Source organism: Vibrio tasmaniensis (assembly GCF_024347635.1).
In the GTDB taxonomy this organism is placed as follows: Bacteria; Pseudomonadota; Gammaproteobacteria; order Enterobacterales; family Vibrionaceae; genus Vibrio; species Vibrio tasmaniensis.
Genome location: NZ_AP025510.1, coordinates 2,787,052 through 2,804,171 on the forward strand (window position 1 = coordinate 2,787,052; position 17,120 = coordinate 2,804,171).

15 protein-coding genes and 1 tRNA gene are annotated in these 17,120 nt (G+C 45.0%); 9 read left to right on the top strand and 7 right to left on the bottom strand.

The window, feature by feature from the left end; genetic code table 11:
- Positions 1-18: 18 nt before the first annotated feature.
- Positions 19-1,335, top strand: a complete 1,317-nt coding sequence (locus tag OCV44_RS12420) for a multifunctional CCA addition/repair protein (RefSeq protein WP_139683806.1) — start codon at positions 19-21, stop codon at positions 1,333-1,335.
- A 113-nt stretch (positions 1,336-1,448) separates the two neighbouring features.
- Here OCV44_RS12420 and OCV44_RS12425 read toward each other — a convergent pair whose 3' ends face one another.
- Genes OCV44_RS12425 through folB form a run of 3 tightly spaced genes read right to left on the bottom strand, consistent with a single transcriptional unit; the run spans position 1,449 to position 3,106 of the window.
- Positions 1,449-2,252 carry an undecaprenyl-diphosphate phosphatase gene (locus OCV44_RS12425; protein WP_004735967.1) on the bottom strand — a complete coding sequence of 268 codons (804 nt, stop codon included), beginning with the start codon at positions 2,250-2,252 and terminating at the stop codon, positions 1,449-1,451.
- Between the two features lie 15 nt (positions 2,253-2,267).
- Positions 2,268-2,750 (bottom strand): 2-amino-4-hydroxy-6-hydroxymethyldihydropteridine diphosphokinase, encoded by a 483-nt coding sequence (gene folK / locus OCV44_RS12430; protein WP_139683805.1) that lies wholly within the window; start codon positions 2,748-2,750, stop codon positions 2,268-2,270.
- Positions 2,747-3,106, bottom strand: coding sequence for a dihydroneopterin aldolase (gene folB / locus OCV44_RS12435; RefSeq protein WP_004735969.1), 360 nt, complete (start codon positions 3,104-3,106; stop codon positions 2,747-2,749). Before folB ends, folK begins: the two co-directional genes overlap by 4 nt.
- A 138-nt stretch (positions 3,107-3,244) precedes the next feature.
- On the opposite strand from folB, the gene plsY reads away from it, so the two are divergent.
- Positions 3,245-3,841, top strand: coding sequence for a glycerol-3-phosphate 1-O-acyltransferase PlsY (plsY, locus tag OCV44_RS12440; RefSeq protein ID WP_009847793.1), 597 nt, complete (start codon positions 3,245-3,247; stop codon positions 3,839-3,841).
- Between the two features lie 92 nt (positions 3,842-3,933).
- Here plsY and OCV44_RS12445 read toward each other — a convergent pair whose 3' ends face one another.
- Both OCV44_RS12445 and tsaD read right to left on the bottom strand, forming a co-directional pair.
- Complete coding sequence (locus OCV44_RS12445) at positions 3,934-4,749, bottom strand: alpha/beta fold hydrolase (RefSeq protein WP_139683804.1); 816 nt, start codon at positions 4,747-4,749, stop codon at positions 3,934-3,936.
- Between the two features lie 155 nt (positions 4,750-4,904).
- Positions 4,905-5,921: a tRNA (adenosine(37)-N6)-threonylcarbamoyltransferase complex transferase subunit TsaD gene (tsaD, locus tag OCV44_RS12450; protein WP_010434613.1), complete on the bottom strand. Its 1,017-nt coding sequence runs from the start codon at positions 5,919-5,921 to the stop codon at positions 4,905-4,907.
- Between the two features lie 258 nt (positions 5,922-6,179).
- Here tsaD and rpsU point away from each other — a divergent pair, with 258 nt between their 5' ends.
- From rpsU to OCV44_RS12480, 6 genes are all read left to right on the top strand, one after another.
- Positions 6,180-6,395: a 30S ribosomal protein S21 gene (gene rpsU, locus OCV44_RS12455; RefSeq protein WP_004396009.1), complete on the top strand. Its 216-nt coding sequence runs from the start codon at positions 6,180-6,182 to the stop codon at positions 6,393-6,395.
- Positions 6,396-6,420: 25 nt separating this feature from the next.
- On the top strand, positions 6,421-6,864 hold the full coding sequence (locus tag OCV44_RS12460) for a GatB/YqeY domain-containing protein (protein ID WP_017106852.1): 444 nt from the start codon (positions 6,421-6,423) through the stop codon (positions 6,862-6,864).
- A 119-nt stretch (positions 6,865-6,983) separates the two neighbouring features.
- Positions 6,984-8,735, top strand: coding sequence for a DNA primase (gene dnaG / locus OCV44_RS12465; protein ID WP_017102947.1), 1,752 nt, complete (start codon positions 6,984-6,986; stop codon positions 8,733-8,735).
- Positions 8,736-8,834: 99 nt separating this feature from the next.
- Entirely contained in the window at positions 8,835-10,679 is a 1,845-nt protein-coding gene (gene rpoD, locus OCV44_RS12470) for an RNA polymerase sigma factor RpoD (protein ID WP_009847799.1), read from the top strand.
- Positions 10,680-10,842: 163 nt separating this feature from the next.
- Positions 10,843-10,918, top strand: a tRNA-Ile gene (locus OCV44_RS12475).
- Between the two features lie 203 nt (positions 10,919-11,121).
- The gene (locus OCV44_RS12480) at positions 11,122-12,390 is read left to right on the top strand and encodes an O-acetylhomoserine aminocarboxypropyltransferase/cysteine synthase family protein (RefSeq protein ID WP_139683803.1); all 1,269 of its coding nucleotides are present in this window, start codon (positions 11,122-11,124) and stop codon (positions 12,388-12,390) included.
- A 98-nt stretch (positions 12,391-12,488) separates the two neighbouring features.
- Here OCV44_RS12480 and glmS read toward each other — a convergent pair whose 3' ends face one another.
- A complete protein-coding gene (glmS, locus tag OCV44_RS12485; RefSeq protein ID WP_139683802.1) occupies positions 12,489-14,321 on the bottom strand; it encodes a glutamine--fructose-6-phosphate transaminase (isomerizing) in 1,833 nt (610 codons plus the stop codon).
- Between the two features lie 107 nt (positions 14,322-14,428).
- A complete protein-coding gene (locus OCV44_RS12490; RefSeq protein ID WP_139683801.1) occupies positions 14,429-15,199 on the bottom strand; it encodes a DeoR/GlpR family DNA-binding transcription regulator in 771 nt (256 codons plus the stop codon).
- Positions 15,200-15,628: 429 nt separating this feature from the next.
- Between OCV44_RS12490 and pykF the strand changes: the two genes are divergently transcribed.
- Complete coding sequence (gene pykF, locus OCV44_RS12495) at positions 15,629-17,041, top strand: pyruvate kinase PykF (protein ID WP_017073073.1); 1,413 nt, start codon at positions 15,629-15,631, stop codon at positions 17,039-17,041.
- The last annotated feature ends 79 nt before the right edge of the window (positions 17,042-17,120 follow it).

The following is a 17,120-nucleotide window of genomic DNA, read 5'->3' on the forward strand; positions in this document are numbered from 1 at the left end:
GATTAATGGAAAGTACCATTGCTTGCAGTAAAGTCCAGCAGTGATAAAACATTTCGAGGTGATAAGTTGCAAATATTCGATAGCCTACCAAAAGACAATGGGCTACAACGCTATCTTGTCGGTGGAGCGGTACGCGATAAACTGCTCAATATTGATAGCTATGATAGAGATTGGGTAGTGGTAGGAAGTACCCCTCAAGAAATGGAAAGCCTTGGATTTACTGCTGTCGGGAAAGATTTCCCTGTATTCTTACACCCAAAAACCAAAGAAGAGCACGCACTGGCTCGTACCGAGAGAAAGTCCGGTTCTGGCTATACGGGTTTCGAATGTTACTTTGCACCAGATGTGAGTTTGGAAGAAGATCTCATGCGCCGAGATCTGACCATCAACGCCATTGCTCAAGACGATAAAGGCCAACTTTACGATCCGTACCATGGCCAGAAAGATCTCTCAGATCGTATTCTAAGACACGTTTCGGATGCTTTTGTTGAAGATCCTCTGCGTGTGCTGCGTGTCGCTCGCTTTGCTGCCAAGCTTCACCATCTCAACTTTACGGTTGCGCCAGAAACCATGGTGATGATGAGTGAGATAGTGCAATCCGGTGAACTGGCACATCTTACGGCAGAACGAGTTTGGCAAGAGTGGTACAAGTCTCTTAGCACGCCACACCCAGAAGTATTCCTTTCTGTGTTGAAAGAGTGCGGAGCACTAGCGGTTGTTTTGCCAGAAATTGACGCTCTATTTGGTGTCCCTCAGCCTGAAAAATGGCACCCTGAGATCGACACGGGCATTCACACCCTGATGGTTGCTCAGCAAGCTGCGCGATTAAGCTCATCATTACCCGTGCGTTTTGCCGCTCAAGTGCATGATTTAGGTAAAGGCATCACGCCAGAAAGCGAATGGCCAAGCCACAAAATGCATTGCCATACAGGCTTAAAAATCATTAAGAAGCTGTGTGAAAGAGTTAGAGTGCCCAATGAATTCAGAGATCTCGCACTGTTAGTTTGCGAGCAGCATTCTAATATCCATCGAGCAGGCGAGCTCAAGCCAACCACCTTTCTCAAGGTTCTGAATAAGTTTGATGTTTGGCGTAAACCAGACAGGCTCAACGACATACTGCTTTGCTGCCAAGCCGATCATGCTGGTCGTAAAGGATTAGAAGATCAGCCTTACCCTCAGAAAGCGCGTTTTGAAGTGGCTTACCAAGCAGCGCTTCAAGTCGAAGTTAAAGCGATTATTGCCGATGGTTTTCAAGGCAAAGATATTCGAGAAGAACAAGAGAAACGCAGAGCTATCGCGATTGAAAACGCCCTATTAGAACTCGCTGATAATTAATCGCAATAGCGCTGATTCTCCGGTATAAAAAAACCCGCTACTAGGCGGGTTTTTCCGTTTCAATCTGTAGGACGAAATATTTGTTTTCGTAGGTCGTAAACTTAAATCGAGTGCTACTGCATCATCAAGAAAGCAAACAGGCCAAAACCTAGAATCAGACGGTAGATAACAAACGGGGTCATACCCATACGTGAGATAAGCTTCAAGAAGAAGTGAATACAAATATAAGCACTGATGAAAGACACCACGATACCCGTTAGCAAGGTACCAACATGGATTGGGTCACCACTTGTCACCAACTTCAAGCCTAAGTAACCACCAGCTAAGGTGATGATTGGGATAGACATCAAGAAAGAGAATCGAGCCGCGGCTTCTCGTGTAAAACCAAGGTAAAGCGCTGCGGTAATCGTCGCGCCAGAACGAGAAGTACCAGGGATGATCGCCATTGCTTGAGCAAGACCAATAAACAGCGCTTTTTTCCAACCCGCTTGGTATTCGTCATCTCGTAGGCTTGAGTTCTTATCCACCCACCATAGCAACAGACCAAAGATAATCGTGGTCGTCGCAATCACCCATGCACTGCGCAAGTAAAGCTCAACAATATCTTTCATCAGCAAACCAAAGATACACGCAGGAATCGTTGCGAGAATGATCATCCACGCCAACTTAGCTTCTTTACTGCGATCGCCTTTAAACACCGACCCAAAGAATGCACTCAAAAGAGAGACCACTTCTTTACGGAAATAGATAACGACGGCTGCCAAAGTACCGACATGGACAGCCACATCAAAGGCCAAGCCTTGATCTTCCCAACCTAATACGGCAGAAGGAAGGATTAGGTGTGCAGAACTGGAAATAGGCAAAAACTCAGTAAAGCCTTGCACCAACGCCAACATAAACGCTTCAAAATAACTCATTACTTACCTTAAAAATTATAGTGTTATATCTACGACAGAGAGCATGTCTAATTGCTGCATCTTCTGCCATATTTCACTGACGGTTCGTCCATCTTGCGGGATCACTCTCGCAGGACAAAGATCATAAAGAGGTTGTGTTACAAAAGGATATTTATAGATATCACTGCGTGGTAATTCTGGATCGCTCTCTGATACCACCTCTCCAAACAGCACAATATCAAGATCGAGTTTTCGATCTTGAAGCTTATGGGCATCTTGAGAGCGCCCCCACTTGAACTCAATTTGACGCAGTTGTTGTGAAAATTCAGTCAATGAGAGTGATGTGTCGATCTCTACCACAAAATTGTAAAACGGATGACTGTTAAACCCAACAGGCTCACAGTGATAGATCTTCGAGCATTTGAGGTTAGTCCCTAACGATTGAAGCTCTGTCCATGCCACCCTTGCATGCTTGTCGCGGTCTATGTTCGTGCCAACACCAACATAGGCTACTGTCATGCTTGACCTCTTTCGATGATCACACCCACAGCTTTTGCTTGTGGTACTGCGCCAGGCTTCGCTAGACGGATCTTGATCCAAGGCACTGAGAACTGAGTCATAATTAGTTCAGCGACTTCTTCTGCCACACGTTCAACCAGTAGGAATCGGCCATTCGCTATGTGGTCAAGCACGGCAGTGCTGACTGTCGAGTAATCCAAAGCATCGACTACATCATCACTCTTACCTGCTGGGCGATTGTCATGAGCCATTTCAATATCAAGCACAAGCTTTTGTTTAATCTCTTGTTCCCAATCGTAAACACCGATCGTTGTAATTACTTCTAGCTGTTCAATGAAAACTTTATCCAGAGCCATGACTTGTCCTTTTAGAGGTCGGATACCCATATCGGGGAAAAAAACGTATTATTTGCGTAATTCCAGATATGATATCAATTACTATTAGATTGAGCATTATTTTCCCATCGTTAAGCTTATAACTGTTTAAGGAAAAACATGACCCCATTGGCACTCATCATGATTATTGCTGCCTATTTACTAGGTTCAATCTCTAGTGCGGTCTTGATATGCCGAGTCTTAAGACTTCCTGATCCAAGAACGGTAGGATCCAATAACCCCGGAGCCACTAATGTACTTCGCGTGGGTGGTAAAGGTGCCGCTGCTGCCGTTCTTCTTTGTGACATGCTTAAAGGCACCATTCCTGTCTGGCTTGGCTACTACCTCAAAATCGATCCTATCATCTTAGGTGTTGTGGCAATTGCAGCCTGTCTTGGCCATATGTACCCTATATTCTTCCACTTTAAAGGTGGCAAAGGCGTCGCAACAGCACTCGGAGCCATCGCCCCAATTGGATTCGATCTAACGGGCATGATCATGGCAACTTGGTTGGTTGTGGCGTTTTTGTTTCGTTACTCTTCTTTAGCAGCACTGGTTACTGTGTTACTTGCGCCTTTCTACGCTTGGTTAGTTAAACCTCAATACACACTGCCTGTGGCCATGTTGTGTTGTTTGATCGTCCTACGTCACCATCAGAATATTCGTCGCCTACTCGATGGCAGTGAACCAAAACTCGGGCAAAAAAAATCGGCTTAAACTGTCATGTCTAAGCCGAACCATTTTTAAACCGAGATAAATTTAAACCGACACAAGTCTCAATCGATCAATACTATTCAGTCTTTAAGAGCTTACAGCAGATGTTTATCTAAAAACGTCTTCAGCATTGTGTTCACAAACTCTGGTTGCTCTAACGAGCTAATATGACCAGCACCAGGAATCACCACTAACTCACTGCCCGTAATGCAATCATGCATTAGGTATGATTCAAGTGCCGGACGTGGCTTGTCTTCTTGCCCTACTGCAATCAAAACTGGCAGTGCAAAGTTCTCTACCGCTTCAATCATATCGCGACGTCCAAACACCATTCGGCCGATTCGTGCCACTTCTTCCGCTTCATCACCCTGAAGTTCAGACAAATGCTGAGTAAAACCTTCCACTAAAGCTGGTGAGTTAGTTTGAGCATCATTAGCAAAGAACAATGGAACAACCGCTTCTACAATCGGCTGAGGAACCATTTTGGTTTGAGTAATGGTGTCTAACATGCTGAAGTATTTAGCATGAGCAACTTCTGGCTCTAAACCAACAAAGGTATCCATCAGTACCAAAGACTTGATTCGTGCAGGAGCTAACTCCGCCAACTCTGTTCCCCACATACCGCCAACCGATAAGCCAACCACAGAGAATTCTTCGATTTCTAAATGATCAAGCAGAGCCAAAACGTGCTGAGCGTAATCTTTCAAGTTACGCATCGAAGCTGGTGCAGCTTGTGACTCACCATGAGACCAAAGCTCTGGAACAATACAGCGATACTGAGTTTTTAATGCATCGATCTGCGGCTGCCACATTGCACTGTCCCAAAGGTAGCTATGGCCTAATACAACAACAGGGCCTTGACCTTCATCTAAGTACGCCATCGATTGATTGTCTACTGTGAACTTGTTCATTTTCTTCCCTAATCTCTATCTACGAATATTGTTGAGCTTATGAAACGGCGATATATAAAAACGGCCGCAAGAGGCGACCGTTAATCGAAACACACTGGTTTATTCTACGCTTAGCTTTTGTTGAACGACTGTTTCTCGTTGAGCGGTGCGACTAGTTAAGCAATTGGCTCAAGCTGGTCAATTGGCCAACGCGGCGTGGCATGAACAGACAAGTCAGCCGTTTCACCATTTTTAAGGCGTTGCATACCAGCGTAAGCAATCATCGCACCGTTATCAGTACAGAACTCAGTTCGTGGGTAGTAAACCTCACCACCGATTTTCTTCGCCAGCGCTTCAAGCTCAATACGCAGCTGTTTATTGGCACTCACACCGCCAGCAATCACTATACGTTTCATGCCTGTTTCCGCCAAGGCACGCTTACATTTAATTACCAAGGTCGCACAAACAGCTTCTTGGAAAGCGTAAGCGATATCAGCACGTGTCTGATCGTCGTTGTCATTCGCACGAATGGTGTTCGCAGCAAATGTTTTTAGACCAGAAAAGCTCATATCGAGTCCTGGACGATCGGTCATTGGACGCGGGAACTTAAAACGACCTGGTGTGCCTTTTTCTGCTAAACGAGAAAGCAATGGACCACCAGGGTAATCTAAACCCATCAACTTCGCGGTTTTATCAAACGCTTCGCCGGCAGCATCATCAATCGACTCACCAAGGATTCGATACTCACCGATGCCTTTCACTTCGACCATCATGGTATGTCCGCCAGAAACCAGCAGAGCAACAAATGGGAATGGTGGCGGGTTATCTTCTAGCATAGGAGCAAGAAGGTGACCTTCCATGTGGTGAACAGGTACAGCTGGTACACCCCAAGCATAAGCGATACTGCGACCAATGGTTGCACCAACCAGCAGAGCGCCGACTAAGCCGGGTCCTGCAGTGTAAGCCACACCATCAATGTCTTTTGACGTTAGATTCGCTTCAGCCAATGCCGCTTTAATCAGTGGGATGGTCTTTTTTACGTGGTCACGCGATGCCAACTCAGGAACCACACCACCATAATCGGCGTGCAGCTTCACTTGGCTGTATAATTGATGAGAAAGCAGGCCTTGCTCATCATCATAAATCGCAATTCCTGTCTCATCACAAGAGGTTTCAATACCAATAATGCGCATAATTTTCTCGGCACGCTTTCGTCTAAAATGGGAAATTAGCGCAATATTACCCTGCCTAAGCTCTTCAAACAAATATTGTACAGACTATAATCGACAAAGTGCTTTACAAAGCCACTGTGATCGGATTAAAATTCCGCACCATTTTTGATCAAGCTGGTTAATGGCCAAACGCGAATAGAGAGTTAGCTCGATGGGTAACTTCTCTGATTTGGTACTGAGTGACCAGCGATAATGAATAACCCCTGAGGTGAAAGGCATATGCCAATAGTTAAAGTACGTGAAAACGAACCGTTCGACGTTGCACTACGTCGTTTCAAGCGCTCTTGTGAAAAAGCAGGTATCCTTTCTGAAGTGCGTCGTCGTGAGCATTACGAAAAGCCAACTACAGTTCGCAAACGCGCTAAAGCAGCAGCTCAAAAGCGTCACGCTAAGAAGCTAGCTCGCGAAAACGCACGTCGCGTTCGCCTGTACTAATAACTTAATCCATAAGGACTGAGTTATGGCTCTTATTGAACAACTCAAAGAAGAGCAAAAATTAGCGATGAAAGCCAAGGACAAACCGCGCCTTGGCACTATCCGCTTAGCTCTTTCAGCAATTAAGCAACGTGAAGTTGACGAACGGATCACTCTGAACGACGACGACATAATTGCTATATTAGTTAAAATGGTTAAGCAACGTCGCGATTCTGTTGCTCAATATGAATCAGCAAATCGTCAAGATCTTGCTGACGTGGAAAAAGCAGAAATTACTGTACTTGAAGGCTTTATGCCTCAACCGTTAACTGAAGAAGAAGTTGTTGCACTACTTGATAGCGCAATCGCGGAAGCTCAACCAGCGGGCATGCAAGACATGGGTAAAGTAATGGCTATCTTGAAACCACAAATTCAAGGGCGTGCAGATATGGGAAAAGTTAGTGGTTTAGTTCGTTCTAAACTCGCTTAATCCCAAATCAAATTGCAACAAGCCGTGCAATCCTTCGGAACGCACGGCTTGTTTGTATCTGTAACCTATTCAAACTATTATTATCCACACTCTAAGTTAGTGCATTTTTCTAAGGTTTTATGGCAGGACACATCCCGCGTAGTTTCATCGATGATCTCCTAGCGCGTCTCGACATTGTCGATATTGTGGACGCACGTGTGAAACTTAAGAAAAAAGGCAAAAACTATGGTGCTTGTTGTCCATTTCACAACGAGAAGACCCCTTCTTTTAGCGTAAGCCAAGAAAAACAGTTTTATCACTGCTTTGGTTGTGGCGTGCATGGCAATGCCATCGACTTCATTATGGAGTTCGAACGTCTCGACTTTGTTGAAGCCATTGAAGAGCTTGCCTCATTTTTAGGCCTTGATGTTCCTAGAGAACAGCGCAGTGGTGAAATATCCACGGCACCAAGAGCCAACAGCGAACAAAAACGTAACCTCTACGATTTGATGGGCGGCATCAGTAATTTTTACCGCTCTCAACTAAAAATCTCAGCTAACAAGCCTGCAATTGATTACCTAAAGAATCGTGGACTGTCTGGTGAAATCGTACAGAAGTTTGGCATTGGCTACGTCGCTGATGAATGGGACTTGGTTCGTAAGAATTTTGGGCAACAAAAAGAAGCCCAAGACATGCTCGTTACTGGCGGCATGTTGATAGAAAACGATAAAGGCAACCGATACGACCGATTCCGTGGACGTGTCATGTTCCCGATTCGCGATCGTCGTGGTCGAGTGATTGGTTTTGGTGGTCGTGTCTTAGAAGACGGTACACCGAAATACCTGAACTCACCAGAAACGCCTATCTTCCATAAAGGTAAAGAGCTTTACGGCCTTTATGAAGTGCTGCAAGCCTACCGTGAACCGCCGCAAATACTTGTGGTTGAAGGTTACATGGATGTCGTGGCATTGGCGCAGTACGGTGTTGATTACTCAGTGGCATCATTGGGCACCTCGACAACCGGTGACCACGTTCAAATGTTGTTCCGCCAAACCAGCACAGTGGTTTGTTGTTACGATGGTGACCGAGCAGGTAAAGAAGCCGCGTGGCGCGCACTCGAAAATGCGCTTGAATACCTGAAAACAGGTAACACGCTCAAGTTTCTATTTTTACCCGACGGCGAAGACCCAGATAGCTATATAAGAGAGAATGGCCAAGAGGCCTTCGAACAACTGGTACAGAATGCGACACCGCTTTCTACTTACTTGTTCGATAATCTTATTGAGATACACAAGTTGAACTTGGGAACAACGGAAGGGAAGTCGGCACTGCGAGCACACGCAAGCGCCTTGATTAACAAAATCCCTGACAGTTACTTCCAAGAACTGCTCGAAAAATTATTGGATGAGCGTACTGGTTTTGATAACCAACTGAGACGAGCTCGTGTTCATACTAAGAACCCGACACCTCAGCCGCATAAAGAACTGAAACGCACTCCAATGCGAGAAGTTATCGCTTTGCTTATCCAAAATCCGAGCTATGCTGATATGGTACCGGATTTATCAAGTGTCAAAGGCTTACAGTTGCCTGGACTAAGTTTATTCGTCGAAGTACTTGATAAATGCCACGCGCATCCCCATATCAACACAGGCCAATTATTAGAGCATTGGCGACACAATAAACATGAGGCTCTTCTGTCTCGTCTCGCGAGCTGGGAAATCCCCCTCGACGAAGACAATCAAGAAGACATATTTTTAGACTCACTGGACAACATACTTGCCCAGTGCGTTGAAAAACAAATTGAAAACCTGCAGGCCAAAGCAAGAAGCGTCGGTTTATCAGCCGAAGAAAAAAGGGAGCTACTAGCTTTAATGCTAGATCTAAAAGCGTAACCCTGTTTGATTAGTCAGCATTTAATAAATTTGTTAACATAATTGGTTTGCATTTGAGAATGCAACGTCCTTCACCAGACCTGAAGTTGGATATCATCTATGGATCAAAATCCGCAGTCACAGCTTAAATTACTTGTTATTAAAGGCAAGGAACAAGGCTATCTGACCTACGCCGAAGTAAACGACCACCTACCTGCAGAAATCGTGGATTCTGAACAGGTAGAAGACATCATTCAAATGATCAACGACATGGGTATCAAGGTAGTAGAAACTGCACCTGACGCTGATGATCTAGCTCTTAATGATGACGATGCCAATATAGATGAAGATGCAGCTGAAGCTGCTGCTGCTGCGCTTTCAAGCGTAGAAAGCGAGATTGGCCGTACTACTGACCCAGTTCGCATGTACATGCGTGAAATGGGCACGGTTGAGCTACTGACTCGTGAAGGCGAGATCGACATTGCGAAACGCATTGAAGATGGTATCAATACCGTTCAACTATCTGTTGCTGAATACCCAGGTACAATTCCATACATCTTGGAACAGTTTGACCGCGTACTCGCTGAAGAGATTCGTTTAACAGACCTAATCAATGGCTTTGTTGACCCAGACGACGATGGCACAGCTGCGCCAACGGCGACTCACATCGGTTCAGAACTTGCTAAAACTGATCTAGAAGACGAAGACAAAGAAGAAGCAGAAGACGACGAGGAAGAAGAAGAGGAAGATACAGGTATTGATCCTGAGCTTGCTCTTGAGAAGTTCACAGCACTTCGCACTAGCTACCAAAACCGTCAACTAGCAATCAATGAATACGGCCACGAAAGCCCGAAAGCGACACTTGCAACGACAATGATGCAAGACGTATTCAAAGAGTTCCGTCTAACGCCAAAACAGTTTGATTACCTAGTAAACGAACTGCGTACTTCGATGGATCGCGTACGTACTCAAGAACGCCTAATCATGCGTCAAACGGTTGAGTACGGCAAAATGCCGAAGAAATCTTTCATTGCTCTATTTACTGGCAATGAATCTAGCGAAGCATGGTTGGACGAAGTTCTTGCTTCAGACAAACCATACGCTGAAAAGATCAAACGTAACGAACACGACATCCGTCGCTCTATCCAAAAGCTGGATATCATCGAACGTGAAACGTCTCTTACTGTTCAAAGCATCAAAGATATCAGCCGTCGTATGTCTATCGGTGAAGCGAAAGCTCGTCGTGCGAAGAAAGAGATGGTTGAAGCGAACTTACGTCTAGTAATCTCGATTGCTAAGAAGTACACAAACCGTGGTCTACAATTCCTGGATCTAATCCAAGAAGGTAACATCGGTCTGATGAAAGCAGTAGATAAGTTTGAATACCGTCGTGGTTACAAGTTCTCTACTTACGCTACGTGGTGGATCCGTCAAGCAATCACTCGTTCGATTGCCGACCAAGCTCGTACTATCCGTATTCCGGTTCACATGATCGAAACGATCAACAAACTAAACCGTATCTCTCGTCAAATGCTACAAGAGATGGGTCGTGAACCGCTTCCGGAAGAGTTGGCTGAGCGCATGCAAATGCCTGAAGACAAGATCCGTAAAGTACTAAAAATCGCTAAAGAGCCTATCTCAATGGAGACACCAATCGGTGACGACGAAGATTCGCACCTAGGTGATTTCATCGAGGATACAACGCTAGAACTGCCTTTAGATTCTGCAACGGCAACCAGCCTACGCGGTGCAACTAAAGACGTTCTTGCAGGCCTAACTCCTCGTGAAGCGAAAGTACTGCGTATGCGTTTTGGTATCGATATGAACACTGACCACACTCTAGAAGAAGTGGGTAAGCAGTTCGACGTTACTCGTGAGCGTATCCGTCAGATCGAAGCAAAAGCACTGCGTAAACTTCGTCACCCAAGCCGCTCAGAAACTCTGCGTAGCTTCCTAGACGAGTAATCACACGCTTTAGTGTGGTTAGCTTTTAAGCATAAAATAGAAAAGGTGAGCGTTGGCTCACCTTTTTTGTGCCTGTATGATTTAAGTGGCTAAGATGTAAGCGGAATTGCCCCTCATAGTATCTAGACACCACTGAATGCTTCCCCTATAATCTATGCCCTACGGCCCCTTAGCTCAGTGGTTAGAGCGCACGACTCATAATCGTTCGGTCCCCAGTTCAAATCTGGGAGGGGCCACCAAATTAGAAAAGCCAGAACAGTTCACGCTGCTCTGGCTTTTTGCTTTTCTGAAGCTGTACAACTCAACAGCTATATTTCCTACAAATAGCGAATCGTCCCACACCCAATTCCAGTTTCCTCTCTGTGACTAAATATACTTTTCTTTTATGAAAAAATCGGCAATATGAGAGTACGCAAATAATTCAATAGTTCAGGGAAGACTCATGAAAGACGAAACGCTATCGATTCACTTCGGCTACGACACTGATCCAACAACCAAATCGGTTGCCACACCTATTTACCAAACCGTTGCTTATGAATTCGATGACGCACAACACGGTGCCGACCTGTTCAACCTTGCGGTACCCGGTAATATCTACACTCGCATAATGAACCCAACCAATGATGTACTAGAAAAGCGCATGGCGGCCTTAGAGGGTGGCATTGCAGGCTTAGTGGTGAGTGCGGGCAGCGCGGCGATCAACTACGCGATTCAAACGTTGGCACAAATCGGTGACAACATCGTTTCAACACCTCAGCTTTACGGCGGTACTTACACCCTATTTGCTCATATGCTACCAAACCAAGGGATCGAAGTTCGCTTTGCTAAAGACGATAAACCAGAAAGCTTAGCGGCACTGATCGATGAAAAGACCAAGGCGGTTTATTGTGAAAGTATCGGTAACCCAGCAGGCAATATTATCGACTTAGAACGTGTTGCTGAGCTTGCTCACGCACAAGGTGTACCTGTGATTGTCGATAACACGGTGGCGACACCAGTGTTGTGTAAACCTATCGATTTTGGTGCCGATATTGTGGTGCACTCGCTAACCAAATACGTTGGTGGTCACGGAACGACGTTGGGTGGTGTTATTGTCGATTCAGGCAAATTCCCATGGGCAGAGCACAAAAATCGCTTCCCCGTGTTTAACCAACCAGAGCCTTCATATCATGGTGTTGTTTATACCGAAGCTTTTGGTGATGCTGCATTTATTGGTCGCGCTCGAACCGTTCCACTACGTAATACAGGAGCAGCTTTATCGCCAATGAATGCCTTCATGTTAATGCAAGGCTTAGAGACGTTGTCGCTACGTATGGAGCGACACACAGAGAACGCATTAAAAGTAGCTGAGTACCTTCAGCAACATGAGAAAGTGAGTTGGGTGAGCTACGCTGGTTTACCTACGTCTGAGTTCTATCCGTTGGCTGAGAAATACATGCAAGGTAAGCCGTCTGCCATTTTATCTTTTGGCTTGAAAGATGGTTATGAGGCCGGTGTTCGTTTCTATGATGCGCTGCAAATCTTCAAACGCTTGGTGAACATCGGCGATGCAAAATCTCTCGCTTGTCACCCGGCTTCTACAACACACCGTCAATTAAGCGAAGCGGAACAAAAACAAGCAGGTGTATCACCAGAGATGATTCGCCTCTCAGTAGGTATTGAGCACATTGACGATATCTTGGCTGACCTAGAGCAAGCACTTAGCGCTTAATAACGCTACCGCTAGCTCTGATAGTTAACTAACAGACACAAAAAAGCCCATCACAGGATGGGCTTCTTATTATCTAATTTTCTTAGATAGGCTAGCGATTATTCAACCGTTACCGCTTTCGCAAGGTTACGAGGTTGGTCAACGTCGGTACCCTTGATTAGCGCTACGTGGTAAGACAACAGCTGCATCGGTACTGTGTAGTAGATAGGTGCTGTTACTTCACTTACGTGAGGCATCTTGATGATCTTCATGTTCTCATCGCTTTCAAAGCCTGCATCTTCATCTGCGAATACGTAAAGTAGACCGCCACGAGCACGTACTTCTTCAACGTTTGATTTCAGCTTTTCTAACAAGTCGTTGCTTGGTGCAATAACCACAACAGGCATATCTGCATCGATAAGAGCCAAAGGACCGTGCTTAAGCTCACCAGCCGCGTATGCTTCTGCGTGGATGTAAGAGATCTCTTTCAGTTTAAGAGACGCTTCCATTGCGATTGGGTAGAACTCACCACGACCCAAGAACAGTGTGTGGTGCTTATCTGCAAAATCAGGTGCTAGCGCTTCGATCTCTTTATCAAACGCTAATGCTTTCTCGATATCAGCAGGCAGTTGATGCAGTGCTTGAACGATCTCTGCTTCTTTCTCTTCATTGATACGACCTTGTAGACGACCAATTGACGTTACCATCATCAGCATTGCAGCTAGTTGAGTTGTAAAAGCTTTGGTAGAAGCAACACCGATTTCAGTTCCTGCGCGAGTCATGAAGGCAAAATCAGATTCACGAACCAGCGAAGAACCCGCTACGTTACAGATTGTCATTGCTGACATGTAACCTTTTTCTTTTGCAAGACGAAGTGCAGCAAGCGTATCAGCCGTTTCACCAGATTGAGACAGAGTCACCAATAGGCTGTTCGGGCGAACAACGAAATCACGGTAACGGAATTCAGAAGCAATCTCTACATCACAGCTTACGCCTGATAGAGATTCAAACCAGTAACGAGCTGCCATGCCTGAGTTGTAAGACGTACCACATGCGATGATCTGCACGTGTTCAACCTTGCTTAGGATCTCTTCAGCCTTAACACCGATTGCATTAGTGATTACAGAAGTGTCAGAGATACGACCTTCCATCGTGTTGATTAATGCTGTTGGCTGCTCAAAGATTTCTTTCTGCATGAAGTGACGGTATTGGCCTTTATCACCGGCATCGTGCTCTGCGTTTGACTCAACGATGTCACGCTCAACACGCTCGCCCGCTACATCAAATACCGTTACATCACGACGAGTAACCTCAGCAACATCACCTTCTTCTAGGTACATGAAACGACGAGTTACGCTTAATAGCGCTAGTTGGTCAGAAGCTAGGAAGTTCTCACCGACACCAAAACCGATAACAATCGGGCTACCAGAGCGAGCCACAACAATACGGCTAGGATCTTTACGATCAACCGCCACTGTGCCGTATGCACCGTCTAGTTGTTTTGCTGTTTTCTGTAGCGCTTCAACCAAAGAAGCTGAGGTGCGAAGTTCCCACTCAACTAAGTGAGCAATAACTTCGGTATCTGTTTGTGAAGTAAACACGTAGCCACGCTCTTGCAGCAGAGCGCGCAGTGCTTCGTGGTTTTCGATAATGCCATTGTGTACAACGGCAATATCGCCAGACATGTGTGGGTGTGCGTTTGCTTCAGAAGGCTCACCGTGTGTAGCCCAACGTGTATGAGCGATACCTGTACCGCCAATGACATATTGTTGATCAACTGCGTCTGCTAGCTCTTGGACTTTACCAAGGCGGCGTACACGAGTTAGGTTAGACTCACTATCAACGACAGCGACACCCGCTGAATCGTAGCCTCGGTATTCTAGGCGGCGAAGGCCTTCTACTAAAATTTCGGCTACATCACGCTGTGCTACTGCACCAACAATTCCACACATAGTTTTACTCCATCAATTTCGTTTTATTCCTATTGGCAGCAAGCAAAGGCCAGATCTTTATTAAGATCAATTATAGGAAGGTAAATGCATAATACTTAAATTTGTTTTTACGCTGGATCAGTCAGGATCACTCGAACATCATGTGATTCGATACTTGCTTTGGATTCTTCGCCTAAGTCTGTATCGGTAATTAAGATGTCAATGTGTTCCCATGCCAGCTCTAAGTTCGGGATCTTTCGTCCCACTTTTTCCGACTCAACCATCACGATCACTTCTCGTGACACTTCAGCCATTACTTTGCTTAAGCCAACCAATTCATTGAACGTGGTTGTTCCTCTATCAAGGTCGATACCATCAGCCCCGATAAATAGTTGATCAAAATCGTAAGCACGAAGTACTGACTCTGCGACTTTGCCTTGAAAAGAATCCGAATGGGTATCCCAAGTGCCGCCGGTCATTAGCAGTGTGGGTTCGCTTTCCAACTCATTAAGTGCATTAGCAACGTGCAATGAGTTGGTCATAACAACCAAACCACGCTTACTATTGAGCTGCTGAATTAGCGCCCCTGTCGTGCTACCGCTATCGATCACAATGCGATTATGGTCGCGAATTAAATCTGCAGCGGCTTTCGCTAATGAAACCTTTCGAGTCGAAACTTGTGGACCCAGTTCTTCGTTGACAACCTCTTTAGGTAACGAAATCGCACCACCATAACGGCGCAAAAGCTGACCGTTTTTCTCTAAAGACGCCAAGTCCTTTCTAATCGTGACCTCTGAGGTTTCGAACTTAGCGGATAATTCATCAACACTAACCTCCCCTTTTTCATTCACTAGGTTAGAAATTGCATGTCTTCTGAGCTGAGTGTTTCGTTTTGACATTTAAAAAAGGCCATAAAGTTTCGATTTGAAACATATTATAGTTACAACGAAACTATTTAGTCCATTTATTTTGATCCAAAAAATTAATAAATAGCGATGAAACCTTGTCCTAAGACAATTGTTAAGCAGTGATATTGAAGTCATTAGGTGGTAGAATCCGCACCCGAAAAGAAAAAAAATTACAAAACTGACTGTTATTTTTTTGCAACTTACCGCCTATATAGTGGGGTGAGTCACAGAAAACCGATATTGAATCAAAATCTTTTGGTCATAAAATGACTAAAATTGATGAAAGACTTACAACTCTGAAGGACATATTGGAAATCCCGCGCTTTTACACAACAGGCACAAAATGTTGATGTAGCGGACCAATCTTCAGAACTTAAATAAATTTCAAATTGTAACAATACTTACCGGAGAGTACCTTCCATGAAAAAGACCAAAATCGTATGTACGATTGGCCCTAAAACTGAATCTGTAGAGAAGCTAACTGAACTAGTAGATGCTGGCATGAACGTTATGCGTCTTAACTTCTCTCACGGTGATTTCGCAGAGCACGGCACTCGTATCGCGAACTTCCGTAAAGTAATGGAAAACAATGGTGAGCAACTTGCGATCCTTCTAGATACTAAAGGTCCAGAAATCCGTACTATCAAACTTGAAGATGGTAACGACGTAGATCTAGTAGCTGGTCAAGAGTTCACTTTCACAACTGACGCAACAGTTGTTGGTAACAAAGACGTAGTAGCTGTAACTTACCTAGGTTTCGCTAAAGACCTATCAGCAGGTAACACTATCCTTGTTGATGACGGCCTAATCGAAATGGAAGTTATCGCAACAACAGAAACTGAAGTTAAGTGTAAAGTTCTTAACAACGGTGCTCTAGGCGAAAACAAAGGTGTTAACCTTCCTGGCGTTTCTGTTCAACTTCCTGCTCTTTCTGAGAAAGACAAAGCTGACCTTAAGTTTGGTTGTGAGCAAGGCGTTGATTTCGTTGCAGCTTCTTTCATCCGTAAAGAAGACGATGTTAAAGAAATCCGTGAGCTTCTAAACGCTAACGGTGGCGAAAACATCCACATCATTTCTAAGATTGAAAACCAAGAAGGTGTAGATAACTTCGATTCAATCCTTGAAGCTTCTGACGGCATCATGGTTGCTCGTGGTGACCTAGGTGTTGAAATCCCAGCTGAAGAAGTAATCTTCGCTCAGAAGATGATGATCGAGAAGTGTAACCGCGCACGTAAGATGGTTATCACTGCAACTCAAATGCTTGACTCTATGATCAGCAACCCACGTCCAACTCGTGCTGAAGCGGGTGACGTTGCGAACGCAATCATGGATGGTACTGATGCAGTAATGCTTTCTGGTGAAACGGCTAAAGGTAAGTACCCAGTTGAAGCTGTTACTATCATGGCTCAAATCGCGAACCGCACTGATTCAGCTCTTAAAGCTGAGCTAGGTTCTCGTCTAGACAGCCCACGTCTACGCATCACTGAAGCAGTATGTAAAGGCGCTGTAGACACAGCAGAGAAGCTAGCGGCTCCTCTAATCGTTGTTGCAACTGAAGGCGGTAAGTCTGCACGTTCAGTACGTAAGTACTTCCCAACTGCAAACATCCTTGCTTTAACAACTAACGAAAAGACAGCTGCACAGCTAGTTCTTACTAAAGGTGTTAAACCAGTTCTTGTTGACTCTATCGAGAACACAGACACGTTCTACATCAACGGTAAAGAAATCGCTCTACAATCTGGCCTAGGTAACAAAGGCGACATCGTAGTTATGGTTTCTGGTGCTCTAGTAGCTTCTGGTACTACAAACACAGCATCTGTTCACGTTCTATAAGAATGAACCGATTCACATAATATATAAAAGAGGGCTTCGGCCCTCTTTTTTTATGAAACAAAATCTTGCCTAACTTTTC